Origin of the sequence: Streptomyces atratus (genome assembly GCF_040655115.1) — a bacterium.
Taxonomy (GTDB): domain Bacteria; phylum Actinomycetota; class Actinomycetes; order Streptomycetales; family Streptomycetaceae; genus Streptomyces; species Streptomyces atratus_D.
Genome location: NZ_JBFAJH010000012.1, coordinates 135,058 through 150,489, shown reverse-complemented (window position 1 = coordinate 150,489; position 15,432 = coordinate 135,058). Strand labels below are relative to the sequence as shown.

Sequence of the window (15,432 nt, the reverse complement as noted above, 5' to 3'; positions counted from 1 at the left end):
ACCCGCCCATTCGAGCACCCGCGGCCGCGTGCCACCAGGGGCCGCGGGTGTCCGTCACACTTCGGTAAGGCCGACCGGCAATTGGGGGGTGGGTGAAGGAGCGGGGCTGGGGTGCGTGCATCGCAAGGCGGAGGATTGAGCCATGGTGATTGACGACAACGCCGCGAGGTGCGTGCCCCAGCCCCGTGACGCCGCCCCCCAATTGCCGGTCGGTCCAGGGCGACGGGGCTCAGCGGTGGGCCGCACCGCCCTCCGACGCCTTCTCCAACTGGAACGCCTCATTGCCCAGGCCGATCCTGGCGTGCACCGCCGGCTTCGTCGAGCGCAGCACCGCCCCGTACACCAGGCCGATGACGAGCGAGGCGACGACGACTCCGGGCAGCAGCCAGTTGAGCACCGAGCCGGGACCGGATCCGACGAGTACGTCGAAGTCCCGGACCGTGAAGACGGCGATGGCCACCAGCGCCGCACCGGCCAGACCGGAGGCGATCAGCCGCCACAGCTGCGCCCGGCCGGCGCCGCGCTTGACGAAGAAGGCGATCACGGCGAAGGACGCGGCGGCCATCAGCACGATGACGCCGAGCGCGCCGACGTTGCCCATCCAGGTGAACAGGTGCAGCACCGGGGCGGTCGGGTCGCCCACCGCCTTGTCGTCCGTGAACGCGAAGGCCAGCACGATGACCAGGGAGACGACGGACTGGAGCAGCGAGCCCGTTGCCGGGGCGCCGCTGGACTTGTTGGTCCGGCCGAACGCGGCGGGCAGCAGGTTCTCGCGGCCCATCGCGAACGCGTACCGGGCCACGACGTTGTGGAAGCTGAGCAGCGCCGCGAACATGCCAGTGACGAAGAGGACGTGCAGCACGTCGGTGAAGGTGGTGCCGAGTCGGTCCTCGGTGAGACCGAACAGCATCCCCGGGCCCTCCTTCAGTGAGGTGTCGGCGATGAAGCCGGGGCCCGCGGCGACCGTCAGCGCCCAGGAGCTGATCGCGAGGAACAGGGCGGCGTAGCCGACGGCCAGGAACATCACCCGGGAGACGACGATCTGCGGGCGGCTGGTCTCCTCGGCGTACACCGGCGCCTGCTCGAACCCGACGAACGCGGCGATGCAGAAGCAGAGCGCGGTGCCGAGTCCGGCACCGGCGAGGGTGTCGGGGTTGAAGGCGTGCAGCGACAGCCCCTCCGGCCCCGGCTTCGAGACGGCGGCGATGTCGAAGATCACGACGAGGGCACACTCGACGACCAGCAGCACGCCGAGGACCTTGGCGTTGAGGTCGATCTTCAGCCAGCCGAGCACACCGACGATCGCGACGGCGACCACTGCCGGTATCCACCAGGCGAGTTCGATCTCCAGGTAGGTGGAGAACAGGCCGGAGACCTCGAAGCCGAGGATGCCGTAGATGCCGACCTGCATGGCGCTGTACGCGACCAGCGCGACGAGTGACGCGCCGGCGCCCGCGGTCGGGCCGAGTCCTCGGGCGATGTACGCGTAGAAGGCACCGGCGTTGTGGACGTGTCGGCTCATCTCCGCGTAACCGACGCTGAACAGCATCAGGACGATGCCGAGGATGACGTACAGCAGCGGCTGGCCGACGATGCCCATCACGCCGAAGACGGTGGGCATCACCCCGGCGACGACCATCAGGGGGGCGCTGGCGGCGAGGACCGAGAGCAGCAGTCCCGGGGTGCCGAGCCGGTCCGCACGCAGGGCCCGCTCCTCACCCTTGTAGGTGCTGATGCCGCCCGTATCGCTCGTCACGCCGGTGGTGCCGGTCTCGCTCGTTCTTGAACTGCCCGTCGACATGGCGGGGGTGGTCCCTTCGTTGAGGAGAATTGCTGGGAGGTGCACAACGGGGGGTGGCGCGGCGGCGGGGGGTCACGGGGTTCCGAGTGTGGCGCCGCGTGCCATGAGGAAGGCCTGGTACGGGTCCCGGCCGGAGTAGGACCAGGGCGCGGCCGTGGCATGGCCGCCGATGCGCTGGAAGAGGGCGGCGGCCTCCGCGGACCGGCCCTCGCACACCTTGGCGTGGGCCAGGAAGTTGAGGTCGGCACGGTTGCGCGGATGGTCCTCGCGTTCCCACTCCAGCCACCAGTCGAAGGCGGCCTTCATCACCTGCCGGGCCCGCCGTCCCGACCAGTGCCCGGAGCCCACCGGGTCGTCGGACTCGCTGCCGGCGGCGACCAGGACGCGGTATCGCTCGGCGTGCGCGACGACCGGGAGGACGGCGAGCGGCGAGTCGGCGGGTGCCTGTTCGGCGGCCCAGGCGGCGAAGTCATAGACCTCGTGCAGCGGGTCCTGGCCACTGTCGGGATGATTCTCGGCGAGCAGAGCCGTCATCAGATGGTGCGCGTGGTGGTGGTCGGGGTGGCGGAGGCGCACTTCGTCGAAGTGTTTCCCCGCCTCCTCCTGGGCGCCGTGGCCACGGGCCAGCATCAGCTGCCCCAGCCAGGGCGTGGGGTCGTCGGGGGCCAGCCCGGCGGCGCGCAGACAGGCGTCGCGGGCCGCTTCCGGGGTGTCCTTGCCGTGCAGGGCGCGGACCACGGTGGCGCAGGCCAGCAGGGTCGCGGCATCGGCGCTCTCGGGTTCGGCGAGTAGCCAGTCCCGGGCCCATCCGACGGCGGACGGGGTCTCGGCGAGGGAGACGACGCGGTGGCCGCGGCGGTCCCAGTCATGGCCGGTGGCGACCAGCAGGGAGCGGGCCCTGGCCCATCTGCCCTGAGCGAACTGCCCTCGTACGTCGATGAGTTCGGTGTCGTCGAGTGCCGGGTCGAAGGGGTGCCCGGAGCGCCCGCCCCGTCTTCGGGAGCGGCCCAGGGGAGGCGGGGGCGGCGACACCGCTGGCTTCCTTTACGACACGGGTACGAGCACAGTACGGGTCTGGCGCAAACACGTACGAGGCAGGTACAGACATTTCGAACGCGCCACAGCAAAGCGGTAGGCGGGGCTCCACGTCAAGAGCTGAATCGATCAACTGCGCTCATTTTCAGCTGGGTTGGCCGGAACTCAGGTGTTCGTCCCCTCTCCTTCGGGAGGTGCCGGGACATGTGAGACTTGTGTCATGTCGAACCGTGAAGCTCTCAAACCGTTCCTCCTCGCCTTCCCCGGGCCGCTGCGCGATCAGCTGGTGGGGGCGGTGCTCGCCGGCGTGAAGGTATCGACGACGGGACTGCTCGCGGAGTACGCGGCGGAGCAGGAGGAGCCGCCCGCGGTGGGCGAACGGTCGGCGCTGATCGACTCGGACGGCCGGGAGATCGCGGTCGTCGAGGTGACGGAGGTACGAGTCATGCGGCTCGGTGACGTCGGTCTCCAACATGTGCTCGACGAGGGCGAGGGCGACACGTCGGTCGCGCAGTGGCGCGCGGGCCACGAGCGGTTCTGGCACGGGGAGGAGATGCGGGAGGCACTCGGCGACCCGGAGTTCACGGTCGACGACGACACACTGATCGTCGCCGAACGGTTCCGGGTCATCGAGCTGCTCGATCCCGTCGTCGGGGGATAACGCCTCTGCGGCTACGCGCCGACCGCCTCTGCCGCGGCGCGCCCCGCCACCCGGCCGGAGAAGATGCAGCCGCCGAGGAACGTCCCTTCGAGCGAGCGGTAGCCGTGCACCCCGCCGCCGCCGAATCCGGCCGCCTCCCCCGCCGCGTACACACCGGCGAGCGGCGTGCCGTCCTCCGTCAGCACCCGCGACGAGAGGTCCGTCTCCAGTCCGCCGAGCGACTTGCGGGTGAGGATGTTCAGCCGCACGGCAATCAGCGGGCCGGCCTTCGGGTCGAGGATGCGGTGCGGTGCCGCCGTACGGATCAGCCTGTCGCCCAGATAGGCGCGGGCCCCGCGGATCGCCGTGATCTGGAGATCCTTGGTGAACGGGTTGGCGATCTCGCGGTCCCGGGCGGTGATCTCGCGGCGCAGCGCGTCCGCGTCGATCAACTGCTCACCGGTGAGCGCGTTCATGCCGCGGACCAGGGCGTCGAGGTCCTTCTCGACGACGAAGTCCACGCCGTTGTCCATGAACGCCTTGACCGGGCCCGGCACGTCGGCGCGCGCCCGGCCGATCACGTCACGGACCGACTTCCCGGTCAGGTCGGGGTTCTGCTCGGAGCCGGAGAGCGCGAACTCCTTCCCGATGATCTTCTGGTCGAGAACGAACCAGGTGTAGTCGTGGCCGGACCTCATGATGTGTTCGAGGGTGCCGAGCGTGTCGAAGCCCGGGAAGAGCGGGACCGGCAGCCGCTTGCCGCGGGCGTCCAGCCAGAGTGAGGAGGGTCCCGGCAGGATCCGGATGCCGTGCTTGGCCCAGATCGGGTTCCAGTTCTCGATGCCCTCGGTGTAGTGCCACATCCGGTCACGGTTGATGTGGTGGGCACCCGCCTCCTCGGTGATCCCGAGCATCAGCCCGTCGACATGGGCGGGCACCCCGGAGAGCATCTTCGCGGGCGGGGTGCCGAGCCGCTCGGGCCACTGGGCCCGGACGAGGTCATGGTTGCCGCCGATGCCGCCGGAGGTGACGATCACCGCCTGCGCCTTCAGCTCGAAGGTGCCCGACACCTCGCGGCTGCTCGCGGTGCCGCGCTCGGCGCCGCTCGGTTCGAGGACGTCGCCGGTCACGGTGTCGACAGCGCCCGCGGTGCGGCCGAGACCGGTGACCCGGTGGCGGAACCTCAGCCGCACGAGCCCTCTGGCGACGCCCTCGCGGACCCGGCGTTCGAAGGGGGCGACGACGCCGGGGCCGGTGCCCCACGTGATGTGGAATCGCGGTACGGAGTTTCCGTGGCCGGTCGCGTCGTAACCGCCGCGTTCGGCCCAGCCGACGACGGGGAAGATCCGCAGCCCCTGGGCATGCAGCCAGGACCGCTTCTCCCCGGCCGCGAAATCGACGTACGCCTCGGCCCACTTCCGCGGCCAGTGGTCCTCCTTGCGGTCGAACCCCGCCGTGCCGAGCCAGTCCTGAAGGGCCAGCTCCTGGCTGTCCTTGATCCGCATGCGGCGCTGCTCGGGCGAGCCGACGAGAAAGAGACCCCCGAAGGACCAGTGCGCCTGACCGCCGATCGACTGCTCGGGCTCCTGGTCGAGCAGGATCACCGTGCGGCCCGCGTCGACGAGCTCGGCAGTGGCCACGAGACCCGCGAGCCCCGCCCCGATCACGATCACATCAGCGTCGTACGCCATGGGTTCCATCCTTGTCGGGGCGGGCCGGAGCGAGCCGGAAGTTACTCGTGCGTCCAGATCTTGGGCACCGGCCGGTGCGGCGTCAACCGCCCGGTCGGCGGCGCTCCGGCCGCACCCCTGCCGCCTAGGCGCTATCGTCGAAACAAATCACCCTCTCCTGGCCGGACTTGAGGAAGATGAGCGTGTCGGTGCTGGTGCTCGTACTCGCCGTGAGCGCCGCCTGCTGTCTGGGATTCGGCTTTGTCCTGCAGCAGGCCGCTGCCGAGCACGCCCCGAGGAGCGACTTCCTCTCCCCCCGACTGCTGCTCGACCTGATGCAGGTGCCGAGCTGGCTGGCCGGGATCGGGCTGATGGTCTGCGGCATGGTGCTGGGGGCGCTGGCCCTGGGCAAGGGCGAGGTGTCGGTCGTCGAGCCGCTGCTGGCGACCAATCTGCTCTTCGCGATGGCTCTGTCGCGCCATCGCACCGGGCAGCGGCTGGGCCGGCAGGGCTGGGCGGGGCTCTGGCTGCTGGCCGGTGGGGTCACCGCTTTCCTGCTGGGAGGCCGGCCGCAGGGTGGCGAGGTGGTCACGAACGAGCTGCGGCACTGGCTGGTGATCGGCGTGGTCGTGGGCATCGCACTGGTGCTGACCACGTTCGCGAAGCGCTCGCGGCACGGAGCGGCCCCCGCTCTGCTCGCGGTGGCGGCCGGGCTGCTGTACGGCCTCCAGGACGCGCTGACCCGGGTGAGCGGAGGGCGACTGTCGGACGGGGGGTGGACGGCACTGGTGACGGGCTGGCAGCCGTATGCGGTGGTGGTGCTGGGCGTGACGGGTCTGATCCTGGTGCAGAGCGCCTTCGAGACGGCGCCGCTGCGGATGTCGCTGCCCGCGCTGACCGCCGCCCAGCCGCTGGCCGGGATCGCCTGCGGGGTCGGATTCCTCGGCGACCAGCTGCGCACCGACCCGGCCGCGCTGGCCTGGCAGGCGACGGGTCTGACGGCGATCGTCGTCGGGATCATGCTGCTGGGGCTGCATCCGGCGATGCCGGAGGGGCGTGGCCACCATCACCGCAAGCGCAGTCTCCAGCCGCGCTGACGGGCAGCTGGGCGGACTGCTCCGCGGTGGAGCTGAGCACGGCGAAGGTGCGGGTGAACTCCGTCCGGTGATCCCCGGCCGGGTCCCGGACCCCGGCCTGAGAGCCTGTCGGGTGACCTTCGATCGGAGAGCGGACGCGGCATGGTGCGTGCGATTCCAAGGCGCCGGGATGGCCTCGGGTGGGGTCTCCCCTGCTCGAACGAAGCTGAGAGCTTGGGGAAGGAGCTACCAGGCCATTTCGGCAACGCCGGAAGCGTGCGTGCCAGGGCGTGGCCGCCCGATCATAGGTCACCCGACAGGCTCTGAGGTTGGATGGGCGGCATGACTGCTGCTGACGAGATTCTGGACATCGTCGACGAGAACGACGAGGTCGTGGGGCAGGCCCCGCGCGGTGAGGCGACCGCGCGGGGCCTGCGCCATCGCTGCGTCTTCATCGAGGCCCGGGACGCCGAGGGCCGCCTCTTCGTACACCGCAGGACCGCGACCAAGCTCGTCTTCCCCTCGCACTACGACATGTTCGTCGGCGGGGTGGTCGGCGCGGGCGAGTCGTACGACGAGGCGGCGCTGCGGGAGGCCGAGGAGGAGCTCGGGGTCTCCGGACTCCCCCGTCCAGAACCGCTCTTCAAGTTCCTCTACACGGGCGAAAAGCACACCTGGTGGTCGTACGTCTACCAGGTGCGGTGCGAGCTCCCGGTGAACCCGCAGGTGGAGGAGGTCGCCTGGCACACATTCCTCACCGAGGGCGAACTGGCGGAACGGCTCGGCGACTGGGAGTGGGTGCCGGACGGCCTGGAGACGTACCACCGGTTGCGGGAGTACCGGGCAGGCCGCGCTCCGACGGGCAGCCGGCGACCGAGCGATCGATAAGGTTCGGGTGTGAACGAGTTCGTACAGAGCGTGAAGCTGTGGTTCGCGCCGCAGCGGATCCGTGAAGAGGGCGACACCCCCGACTACCGCTTCTCGCTCGCCAACGAGCGCACCTTCCTCGCCTGGATCCGGACGGCCCTTGCGCTCATCGGCGGCGGTTTCGCCGTCGACCAGTTCCTGCCGGAACTGGCCTGGGGGGTCAGGGCGGGGCTGGCGCTCGCACTGCTCGCCGCCGGCGTGCTCTGTTCCCTGCGGGCGGTCAACCACTGGGTGCGGTGCGAGCGGGCGATGCGGCGCGGCGAGGACCTGCCGGTCTCCCGGTTCCCGACGCTGCTCGGTGTCGCTGTCGCCGTCGTCGCCGTCGCGATGGTGGTGGTGGTCCTCTTCGGCTGGGAGGGCAGGTGACCGACGGGGAGCGGGACCCCGGACTGCAGCCCGAGCGGACCCGGCTGGCGTGGCGGCGCACCACCCTGTCCTGCACGGTGGTGGCACTGCTGGCGGGCAAGGCGGCGCTGCACGGCGGTACGACCCCGGCCGGCATCGTCGCCGTGTCGCTGAGCATGCTGGCCTGGCTTGCGTTTCTGCGGGTGGCGCACCGGCGGGTGCTCGGGATGGAAACCGCGCGGCCTCAGCCACTGGCACCGCGCGGCGCCCTGACAGCGGCGGCGTGCACGATCGCGCTCGCGGTGTTCGCCGCGGCGGTGATCTTCTGAGGGTTGCGCGCCGGTCAGGCGTCCCAGGGGACAGTGACGACGATCTTTCCGCGGGTGCGCCCCTCCTCGTTGAGCCGCTGGGCGTCGGCGGCCTGCTCCAACGGGAAGACCCGGTCGACATGGACCGAGACGATGCCCTGCTCGGCCAGTCCCGCGAGCTGGGTGAGATCCGCCGCGTCGGGCCGTACGAAGGCGTAGCGCCCGCCGTACGAGAAGACCTCGGTGTCCGCGATGGACGCCAGCCGGCCCTCGGGCTTCAGCACGTCCGCGGAGACGCGGAGGGCCTCGCCGCCCACGGTGTCGAAGGCGGCGTCGACCCCGTCCGGGGACAGGGCCCGGATCCGGCCGGCGAGCCCTTCGCCGTACTCCACCGGTTCGCCGCCGAGCTGCCGGATGTGCTCATGGTTGCGTTCGCTGGCGGTACCGATGACGCGGGCGCCCGCGTGCCGGGCGAGCTGGACGGCCAGTGAGCCCACGCCGCCGGCGGCCGCGTGGACCAGCACGGTGTCGCCGTCCTGGATCCGCAGTGTTCGGTGCAGCACCTGGTACGCCGTGAGGCCGGCCAGCGGCAGCCCCGCCGCGGCCTCGAAGCCCAGGCTCAGCGGCTTGCGGGCGAGGGTGCGCACGGGGGCGGCGACGTACTCGGCGAAGGTGCCGCGGGACAGGAAGTCCTCCCGCACATAGCCGATGACCTCGTCGCCGACGGCGAACTCGTCGACGGCGATTCCGGGCTGCACGACGACTCCGGAGACGTCCCAGCCGGGGATCACCGGAAAGACGGCCTCCAGTCCGGCCTGGAGGTAGCCCTCCCTGGCCTTCCAGTCGACCGGGTTGACGGCAGCGGCCCGCACCTTCACCAGAACGCTGTCCGGGCCGACCTTGGGGTCGGGCCGCTCCCCGTACTCCAGGACGTCGGCCCCGCCGTACCTGCTGTAGCTGATCGCCTTCATCATCCGACCATCCGGGCTGCTCAGGCTGCCCGCAACTCAGACCGACCGGCAATTGGGGGTGGGTGAAGGAGCGGGGCCGGGGTGCGTGCATCGCAAGGCGGAGGATCGAGCCGGGCGAATGGGGGGGCTCCCCTGCTCGAGCGAAGCCGAGAGCTCGGGGAACCTGGTGCCAGGACCCTGACCCCCTCGGCACGGAGTCCACACACCGGATTCCGGGAGTTCACTGGACGACATACCGACTGGTCGGCATCATGAGCACCGACATCTTTTCACCCAGGAGGTGCGCACGATGAGCTCAGTCCATCCGCCAGGTCTCGACCTGGACCGGCTCCGCGGACATCTCGACCGCGAGCAGCCGGGTCTGGTGAACGGACCGCTCGAAGCCCGGCTCGTCGAGGGCGGCCGGTCCAACCTGACGTACGTCGTCACGGACGGCACGGGCCACTGGGTCGTCCGCCGGCCTCCGCTCGGCCATGTCCTCGCCACCGCGCACGACATGAAGCGTGAGCACCGGGTCATCAGCGCACTGCACCCGACGGCCGTGCCGGTGCCCGAGCCGCTGCTGCTCTGCGAGGACGACTCCGTCATCGGATCGCCCTTCTACGTCATGGAGTACGTCGAGGGGACCCCGTACCGCACCGCCGAGCAGCTCGCCCCGCTCGGTGCCGAGCGCACCCGCGAAGTCGTCCTCGGTCTGGTCGACACCCTGGTGGAACTGCACACCGTGGCCCCGGAGTCGGTGGGACTCGGCGACTTCGGGCGCCCCGAGGGGTTCCTCGACCGGCAGCTGCGCCGCTGGGGCAAGCAGCTGGACGCCTCCCGCAACCGCGAACTGCCCGGCATCGACGAGCTGCACGCCGCACTCGGGCGCGAGCTGCCCGCCTCCCCCGCGTCCACCGTCATCCACGGCGACTACCGCCTGGACAACGTGCTGATCGGCTCCGACGACCGGATCAAGGCCGTGCTGGACTGGGAGATGTCGACGCTCGGCGACCCGCTGACCGACCTCGGCCTGCTGGTCATGTACAGCTCCGACCTGGGTCTGGCCACGTCCCCGGTCTCCACCACCAGCGGGGCGGCCGGCCACCCCACCCCCGCCGAACTGATCGAGCGCTACGCGGCCCGCTCCGGCCGCGACACCTCCGTCATCTCCTGGTACACGGCGTTCGCGTGGTTCAAGCTCGCCGTGATCCTGGAGGGCATCCACTACCGCTACACCCTCGGTCGGACCGTCGGCGACGGCTTCGACCGCATCGGCGATCTCGTCCCCGTCTTCATCGAGCACGGCCTCACGACCCTCCAGGAAGGCTGATCACCCCCATGGACTTCGCATTCGACGCCCGCACGGAAGAGCTGCGCACCAGGCTGCTCACCTTCATGGACGAGCACGTGTACCCGGCCGAGACGATCGCGCACGAGCAGCGCGCGCTGCTCGCCTCCCCGTGGGACACCCCGCAGATCGTCGAGGACCTCAAGGCCGAGGCGCGCAGGCAGGGTCTGTGGAACCTCTTCCTGCCGGACGCGGAGTACGGTGCCGGGCTGACCAACCTCCAGTACGCACCGCTCGCCGAAATCACCGGCCGTTCCCCGCAGTTGGCGCCGACCGCGCTCAACTGCGCGGCGCCGGACACGGGCAACATGGAGGTGCTCTTCCAGTTCGCCACGGACGAGCAGAAGAAGCAGTGGCTGGAGCCGCTGCTCGCCGGGGAGATCCGGTCGGCGTTCGCCATGACGGAGCCCGAGGTGGCCTCGTCGGACGCGACCAACATCGAGACCAGGATCACGCGCGATGGAGGGGGCACCTCCCGCTCGAGCGAAGCCGGGAGTGGGGGAAACTACGTCATCAACGGCCGCAAGTGGTACATCTCCGGGGCGATGAACCCGGACTGCCGGATCTTCATCGTGATGGGCAAGACGGCGACTGCCGATGGCCCCGACGGCGCCGACATCCGCCGCCAGCAGTCGATGATCCTCGTCCCGCGCGACACGCCCGGCCTCGAAGTGCGGCGCGCCATGCAGGTGTACGGGTACGAGGACCACTACCACGGCGGTCACGCGGAGGTCGTGTTCACCGATGTGCGGGTGCCCGCCACGAACCTGATCGGCGAGGAGGGCGGCGGCTTCGGCATCGCGCAGGCGCGCCTGGGGCCCGGCCGGATCCACCACTGCATGCGGCTGATCGGGATGGCCGAGCGGGCCATCGAGCTGATGTGCAGGCGGGCGGTGTCCCGTACGGCCTTCGGAAGGCCGCTCGCGCAGCAGGGCGTCGTCCAGAACTGGATCGCGGACGCGCGGGTCACGGTGGAGCAGCTGCGGCTGCTGGTGCTGAAGACGGCATGGCTGATGGACACGGTGGGCAACCGGGGGGCGCACACAGAGATCCAGGCCATCAAGATCGCCACCCCGCGCGCGGTGGTCGACATCCTCGACCGGGCGGTGCAGCTGCACGGCGCGGGCGGCGTGAGCCAGGACTTCCCGCTGGCGGAACTCTGGGCGGGGGCGCGGACGCTGAGGCTGGCGGACGGGCCGGACGAGGTGCATCAGCGGTCGCTGGCGCGGCGCGAGATCAAGCGGTACGTGTAGCGGGGCGGCACGGGCTGCAGCCGCGCCGTGTCTCCGAAGCCGGACGGGCTGAGAGTCTGCCCGTCCGGGCCGTGGACGGAGTCGTTCAGTTCTGGCGCAGCGCGGGCATAGGCACCGCGATGCCGTACGTGGTGGCGCCGACGCCCACGCCGCCCTCGCAGGTGTTGGGCGGCTGGGTGCCGGTGCCGCGCGTGGAGGGCCGCTCGGCGGCCCAGAACATGTAGCCGAGCATCCCGGAGGTTGTCCCGGCCCCGCTCGGCGCGACACTCTGATATGCGTCGCCGACCGGGACGCGAAAGCGGAGGACCAGTGCGCCCAAGACCGTTCGGGGCGTGCGGGGCGGTGCTCGGCCCTGTCGTCACACTCCCGTCGTCCGCCGGAAGGGCGGGCACGGCGGCGTCCGGCACGTTCCGAAGGAGAGGCCCTGGGCGGAGGGATCACGAGCGCCCGCGCTCGGTGACCTCGGGGCCTCGGGACCTCGGGGCCTCGGACCACACTCGGGAACCCGGAGCCGGCCCGACGGATGCCGCTCCCCCGCCTCTGACCCGACGTCAGGGGCGCAGCGCGCGCAGCAGCAGATCCGCCAAGTGGTCCGCGACCTCCTGCTGGCTCAGCGGACCGTCCGGGCGGTACCACGTCGAAAGGTGGTGCACCGATCCGAAGTGGTAGTCCACCACCAGATCCGCCGGCGTCGCCGTGGAGAACACCCCGCTCCGCTGCCCCTCTTCGACCAGCGCCCGGAACCGCTCGTGGTAGCGGCGCCGCTCCACCCGTACCTGCTTGTTCTTCTCCGGGCTCAGATGGTGCATCGAGCGGAAGAAGATCGCCGCGTCGTCGAGGTTCTCGATCGTCGTCACGACCACGTCCGCCGCCGCGTCCCGCAGCCGTTGCTCGACCGGCGCCTCCGCGTCAGCGAACGCGTCGAGGCGCTCCTGCTGGAGCCGCAGCACCCGGGAGTAGACCTCCTGGAGGAGATCCTCCTTGGAGCCGAAGTAGTGGTAGAGCGCGCCCTTCGTGACGCCTGCCGCCTCGACGATCTCCTGGACCGACGTCCGGTCGTAGCCCTGCTCGGCGAAGAGCCGGGTGGCGGCGGCCAGCAGCCGCTGAGGGACGGGGGCGTCGTTCCCGTCCGTCGTTCTGGCCATGGCCGCCACCTGCCTTTCCGTAGTGAAGTCGTACACAAGGTCTACTGCTGGGAACGCAGTTCCCGCCTGAGGATCTTCCCACTTGCCGTCTTGGGTCGTTCGGTCAGGATCTGGACCTCGCGCGGGTACTTGTACGCGGCGAGCCGCTCCTTGCAGTACACACCCAGTTCGTCGGGTTCGACCGGCGGCGGCCGGTTCACGCCCCTCGGGGGCGGCGAGCCCCCGGCGGGCGACCGCCACCGGGTCGTCGGCGCCCTTCAGTACGTGGCCGACCTCCCCGGACTTGTACATCGGGTCGATCGGGACGACGGTGGCCCCGGCCTTCCAGGCGCCGAGCAGCGCGAGCACGAACTGCGGGGAGTTCTGCAGCATGATCGCGACCCGGTCAACCGCGCTCCAGACCCTGCGCGGCGAGATGTCCGGCCACGGAGTCGGAGAGCGCGTCGGTCTCCCGGTAGCTGAGGCGCCCGTCGAAGCAGGCGAGCGCCGGGTGCTCGGGGGTGCGGGCGACGGAGGCGCGAAAGGCGTGCAGCAGGGTCTCGGCGGGGCTCACAAGGGGCGCGCCGGGCCTCGCTGAGCGGGAGATCCAGGGCTTCGCCGCGTAGCTGGACTCGGTCATGCGCCGGTCTCCTCCCACCTCTGCTGGAGGTGGTTCATCCGGGTGAGCCAGCGGTCGGTGTCGGCGGTACGGGCCTGGTAGTACCCGGCGACCTCGGGATGCGGCAGGACGAGGAAGCGGTCCTCGGCCATGGCGTCGAAGAGGGCGTCGGCGACATCCTCGGGCTCGATGGCGCTGGGGGCGAGGACCAGCTCGCCGGCCGAACCGGCGGCGGTGAGCATGTCCGTACGCACGCCCTGCGGGCAGATCGCGTGGACCTTGACGCCCCGGTGGCGGTAGGTCAGCGAGAGCCATTCGGCGAAGGCGACGGCGCCGTGTTTGGTGACGCTGTACGGCGCGGCTCCGATCATCGTCAGCAGTCCGGCGGCGGACGCGGTGGTGACGAACCGGCCACTGCCGCGCTCCAGCCAGTCCGGGAGCAGCGCCCCGGCCGCGCGGACATGCGCCATCACGTTGACGTCCCAGGCCGCGGCCCAGACCTCCTCGTCGGCGAAGACGTCACCGGGCGAGGCGAGACCGGCATTGGCACAGTAGATGTCGACGGTGCCGTCCAGCGCGTCCCGGGCGGCGTCCACGATCTGCGAGGCGTCTCCGGCGACGGCGGTGCCGCCGATCTCCTCGGCGAGCGCCTCGATGCGGCTCCCGTCGAGGTCGTTGACGACGACCCTGGCGCCTTCCGCGGCGAACCTGCGGGCCAGAGCGGCGCCGATGCCGCCCCCGGCCCCCGTGACCACTACGCCCGCGCTCTGCACCGTACTCATCGGGTTCCGCCTCTCTCAGCCGACTTCCCCGGCAGACTAACCAGTCGGTATGTCATCGGGGAAGGGTCTGACCGGGAGGTTGTCGCCCCTCCCGTCCCACCACTCTCGTCCGCCTCATTCCGCGCGGCCCTTGTGCGCGCTAGCGTGCGTGACCATGACAGTCGCAGCGATCATGGAGGTAGCCGAATGAGCCTGTCCAGGCGTGGTTTGCTGGCCGCCGGCGGTGCAGTGGGAGCCCTCGCGGCGACGGCTGCCGGAACCGGGAGCGCGGCCGCCGGCCCCCTTCCCGGCACGGGGCAGGGCTCCGGGCGCAATCGGGTCCGTACCGGCTTCGACCGGCTGGCGGCGGACGGCTATGCGCCGCTGAAGGGGCAGAAGGTCGGGATCGTCACCAACCCGACCGGGATCACGTCCGACGTGCGCCACATCGTCGATGTGATGCATCCGGACGAGCGCGTGAACCTGGTCGCGGTCTTCGGCCCCGAGCACGGCTTCCGCGGCACCGCGCAGGCGGGCGGCTCGGAGGGGCGGTACGACGACCCGGCGACCGGACTCCCCGTCTACGACACGTACCTGAAGAGCGGACAGCCGCTCGCCGACGTCTTCACCGCGTCCGGTGTGGACACGATCGTCTTCGACATCCAGGACGCGGGCGCCCGCTTCTACACGTACATCTGGACGCTCTACGACTGCATGGAGGCGGCGGCGCTCGCGGGCAAGCGGTTCGTCGTCCTGGACCGGCCGAACCCGGTGACCGGGCGGGCCGCGCTGGGGCCGGTCCTCGACCCGGCGTTCTCGACCTTCGTGGGGCGCCGGGAGATCGCGCAGGCGCACGGCATGACGGTCACGGAACTGGCGCTGCTCTTCAACGCGGAGTTCCTGGCCGCGCGGCCGGTCGAACTGGACATCGTGAAGATGTCGGGATGGCGGCGCGCGGACTTCTTCGACGGGACCGGGCTGCCGTGGGTGCCGCCGAGCCCCAACATGCCGACGCCCGACACGGCGCTGGTGTACTCGGGCACCTGTCTGTTCGAGGGTACGAACCTCTCCGAGGGGCGGGGGACGACCCGGCCGTTCGAACTCCTCGGCGCGGAGGGGATCGACCACCGGTGGGCGGCGGCCGCGAACGCGCTCGACCTGCCCGGAGTCGCTTTCCGCGAGGCGTACTTCGCTCCGACGTTCTCCAAGTTCCAGGGGAAGACGGTCGGCGGGGTGCAGCTGCATGTCCAGGACCGGGAAGTGTTCGATCCGGTGCGCACGGGGATCGCGCTGCTGGTGACGGCGAAGCGGACCTGGAGCGGGTTCGCCTGGCGCTCGGACAACTGGATCGACAAGCTCACCGGCAATACCCGGGTCCGCACGATGATCGACGCGGGGGCGGACACGGACGAGGTCGTGGGGGCGTGGGATGCGGATCTTGCCGCGTTCCGGGCCGTGCGGACGAAGTACCTGCAGTACCGGTGAGGTGAGCCGGGCCGGACGGGGCCGAGGATTCGGGCCCGCCCGGCGAACCGGTTCCGTCCTCGAACGCCGGACGGGCTGGATCGAATG

16 protein-coding genes and 1 pseudogene are annotated in these 15,432 nt (G+C 70.9%); 8 read left to right on the top strand and 9 right to left on the bottom strand.

Annotated features, from left to right (window positions below; genetic code table 11):
- Positions 1-229: 229 nt before the first annotated feature.
- A complete protein-coding gene (locus AB0I23_RS16920; RefSeq protein ID WP_359109936.1) occupies positions 230-1,801 on the bottom strand; it encodes an APC family permease in 1,572 nt (523 codons plus the stop codon).
- A gap of 72 nt (positions 1,802-1,873) precedes the next feature.
- Positions 1,874-2,833 carry a hypothetical protein gene (locus AB0I23_RS16915; RefSeq protein ID WP_359109935.1) on the bottom strand — a complete coding sequence of 320 codons (960 nt, stop codon included), beginning with the start codon at positions 2,831-2,833 and terminating at the stop codon, positions 1,874-1,876.
- Positions 2,834-3,056: 223 nt separating this feature from the next.
- Here AB0I23_RS16915 and AB0I23_RS16910 point away from each other — a divergent pair, with 223 nt between their 5' ends.
- The gene (locus AB0I23_RS16910; protein WP_359109934.1) at positions 3,057-3,497 is read left to right on the top strand and encodes an ASCH domain-containing protein; all 441 of its coding nucleotides are present in this window, start codon (positions 3,057-3,059) and stop codon (positions 3,495-3,497) included.
- An 11-nt stretch (positions 3,498-3,508) separates the two neighbouring features.
- On the opposite strand, the gene AB0I23_RS16905 is transcribed toward AB0I23_RS16910, so the two are convergent.
- The gene (locus tag AB0I23_RS16905) at positions 3,509-5,167 is read right to left on the bottom strand and encodes an FAD-binding dehydrogenase (RefSeq protein ID WP_359109933.1); all 1,659 of its coding nucleotides are present in this window, start codon (positions 5,165-5,167) and stop codon (positions 3,509-3,511) included.
- A 182-nt stretch (positions 5,168-5,349) separates the two neighbouring features.
- On the opposite strand from AB0I23_RS16905, the gene AB0I23_RS16900 reads away from it, so the two are divergent.
- The 4 genes from AB0I23_RS16900 (at position 5,350) to AB0I23_RS16885 (ending at position 7,823) form a co-directional block, all read left to right on the top strand.
- Complete coding sequence (locus AB0I23_RS16900) at positions 5,350-6,243, top strand: DMT family transporter (protein WP_359109973.1); 894 nt, start codon at positions 5,350-5,352, stop codon at positions 6,241-6,243.
- 321 nt (positions 6,244-6,564) lie between these two features.
- Complete coding sequence (locus tag AB0I23_RS16895; protein WP_359109932.1) at positions 6,565-7,110, top strand: NUDIX hydrolase; 546 nt, start codon at positions 6,565-6,567, stop codon at positions 7,108-7,110.
- A gap of 9 nt (positions 7,111-7,119) precedes the next feature.
- On the top strand, positions 7,120-7,515 hold the full coding sequence (locus AB0I23_RS16890) for a YidH family protein (protein WP_359109931.1): 396 nt from the start codon (positions 7,120-7,122) through the stop codon (positions 7,513-7,515).
- Positions 7,512-7,823 (top strand): DUF202 domain-containing protein, encoded by a 312-nt coding sequence (locus AB0I23_RS16885; RefSeq protein WP_359109930.1) that lies wholly within the window; start codon positions 7,512-7,514, stop codon positions 7,821-7,823. Before AB0I23_RS16890 ends, AB0I23_RS16885 begins: the two co-directional genes overlap by 4 nt.
- Before the next feature lie 14 nt (positions 7,824-7,837).
- Here AB0I23_RS16885 and AB0I23_RS16880 read toward each other — a convergent pair whose 3' ends face one another.
- Positions 7,838-8,773 (bottom strand): NADP-dependent oxidoreductase, encoded by a 936-nt coding sequence (locus AB0I23_RS16880; RefSeq protein WP_359109971.1) that lies wholly within the window; start codon positions 8,771-8,773, stop codon positions 7,838-7,840.
- Positions 8,774-9,062: 289 nt separating this feature from the next.
- On the opposite strand from AB0I23_RS16880, the gene AB0I23_RS16875 reads away from it, so the two are divergent.
- Positions 9,063-10,085: a phosphotransferase family protein gene (locus tag AB0I23_RS16875; protein WP_359109929.1), complete on the top strand. Its 1,023-nt coding sequence runs from the start codon at positions 9,063-9,065 to the stop codon at positions 10,083-10,085.
- A gap of 8 nt (positions 10,086-10,093) precedes the next feature.
- A complete protein-coding gene (locus tag AB0I23_RS16870; protein ID WP_359109928.1) occupies positions 10,094-11,356 on the top strand; it encodes an acyl-CoA dehydrogenase family protein in 1,263 nt (420 codons plus the stop codon).
- 85 nt (positions 11,357-11,441) lie between these two features.
- On the opposite strand, the gene AB0I23_RS16865 is transcribed toward AB0I23_RS16870, so the two are convergent.
- The 5 genes and pseudogenes from AB0I23_RS16865 to AB0I23_RS16845 all read right to left on the bottom strand — a co-directional run bounded on the left by AB0I23_RS16865 (position 11,442) and on the right by AB0I23_RS16845 (position 13,881).
- Positions 11,442-11,588 carry a hypothetical protein gene (locus AB0I23_RS16865; RefSeq protein ID WP_345513537.1) on the bottom strand — a complete coding sequence of 49 codons (147 nt, stop codon included), beginning with the start codon at positions 11,586-11,588 and terminating at the stop codon, positions 11,442-11,444.
- A gap of 319 nt (positions 11,589-11,907) precedes the next feature.
- Entirely contained in the window at positions 11,908-12,501 is a 594-nt protein-coding gene (locus AB0I23_RS16860) for a TetR/AcrR family transcriptional regulator (protein WP_037701539.1), read from the bottom strand.
- Positions 12,502-12,542: 41 nt separating this feature from the next.
- Positions 12,543-12,662: a hypothetical protein gene (locus AB0I23_RS16855; RefSeq protein WP_359109969.1), complete on the bottom strand. Its 120-nt coding sequence runs from the start codon at positions 12,660-12,662 to the stop codon at positions 12,543-12,545.
- A 22-nt stretch (positions 12,663-12,684) separates the two neighbouring features.
- Positions 12,685-13,120 (bottom strand): annotated as a pseudogene (locus AB0I23_RS16850) (AMP-binding protein); the annotation flags it as partial.
- Positions 13,117-13,881, bottom strand: coding sequence for an SDR family oxidoreductase (locus tag AB0I23_RS16845; RefSeq protein WP_359109927.1), 765 nt, complete (start codon positions 13,879-13,881; stop codon positions 13,117-13,119). The gene AB0I23_RS16845 and the pseudogene AB0I23_RS16850, both read right to left, overlap by 4 nt.
- Positions 13,882-14,067: 186 nt before the next feature.
- Here AB0I23_RS16845 and AB0I23_RS16840 point away from each other — a divergent pair, with 186 nt between their 5' ends.
- Positions 14,068-15,345, top strand: coding sequence for an exo-beta-N-acetylmuramidase NamZ family protein (locus AB0I23_RS16840; RefSeq protein WP_359109926.1), 1,278 nt, complete (start codon positions 14,068-14,070; stop codon positions 15,343-15,345).
- Positions 15,346-15,432 lie beyond the last annotated feature (87 nt).

Coding starts and splice junctions, on each gene's coding strand:
- AB0I23_RS16905 (WP_359109933.1), bottom strand. CDS start 5,167: ATGGCGTACGACGCTGATGTGATCGTGATCGGGGCGGGGCTCGCGGGT.
- AB0I23_RS16880 (WP_359109971.1), bottom strand. CDS start 8,773: ATGAAGGCGATCAGCTACAGCAGGTACGGCGGGGCCGACGTCCTGGAG.
- AB0I23_RS16910 (WP_359109934.1), top strand. CDS start 3,057: ATGTCGAACCGTGAAGCTCTCAAACCGTTCCTCCTCGCCTTCCCCGGG.
- AB0I23_RS16840 (WP_359109926.1), top strand. CDS start 14,068: ATGAGCCTGTCCAGGCGTGGTTTGCTGGCCGCCGGCGGTGCAGTGGGA.
- AB0I23_RS16865 (WP_345513537.1), bottom strand. CDS start 11,588: ATGCTCGGCTACATGTTCTGGGCCGCCGAGCGGCCCTCCACGCGCGGC.
- AB0I23_RS16875 (WP_359109929.1), top strand. CDS start 9,063: ATGAGCTCAGTCCATCCGCCAGGTCTCGACCTGGACCGGCTCCGCGGA.
- AB0I23_RS16895 (WP_359109932.1), top strand. CDS start 6,565: ATGACTGCTGCTGACGAGATTCTGGACATCGTCGACGAGAACGACGAG.
- AB0I23_RS16845 (WP_359109927.1), bottom strand. CDS start 13,881: ATGAGTACGGTGCAGAGCGCGGGCGTAGTGGTCACGGGGGCCGGGGGC.
- AB0I23_RS16870 (WP_359109928.1), top strand. CDS start 10,094: ATGGACTTCGCATTCGACGCCCGCACGGAAGAGCTGCGCACCAGGCTG.
- AB0I23_RS16920 (WP_359109936.1), bottom strand. CDS start 1,801: ATGTCGACGGGCAGTTCAAGAACGAGCGAGACCGGCACCACCGGCGTG.
- AB0I23_RS16860 (WP_037701539.1), bottom strand. CDS start 12,501: ATGGCCAGAACGACGGACGGGAACGACGCCCCCGTCCCTCAGCGGCTG.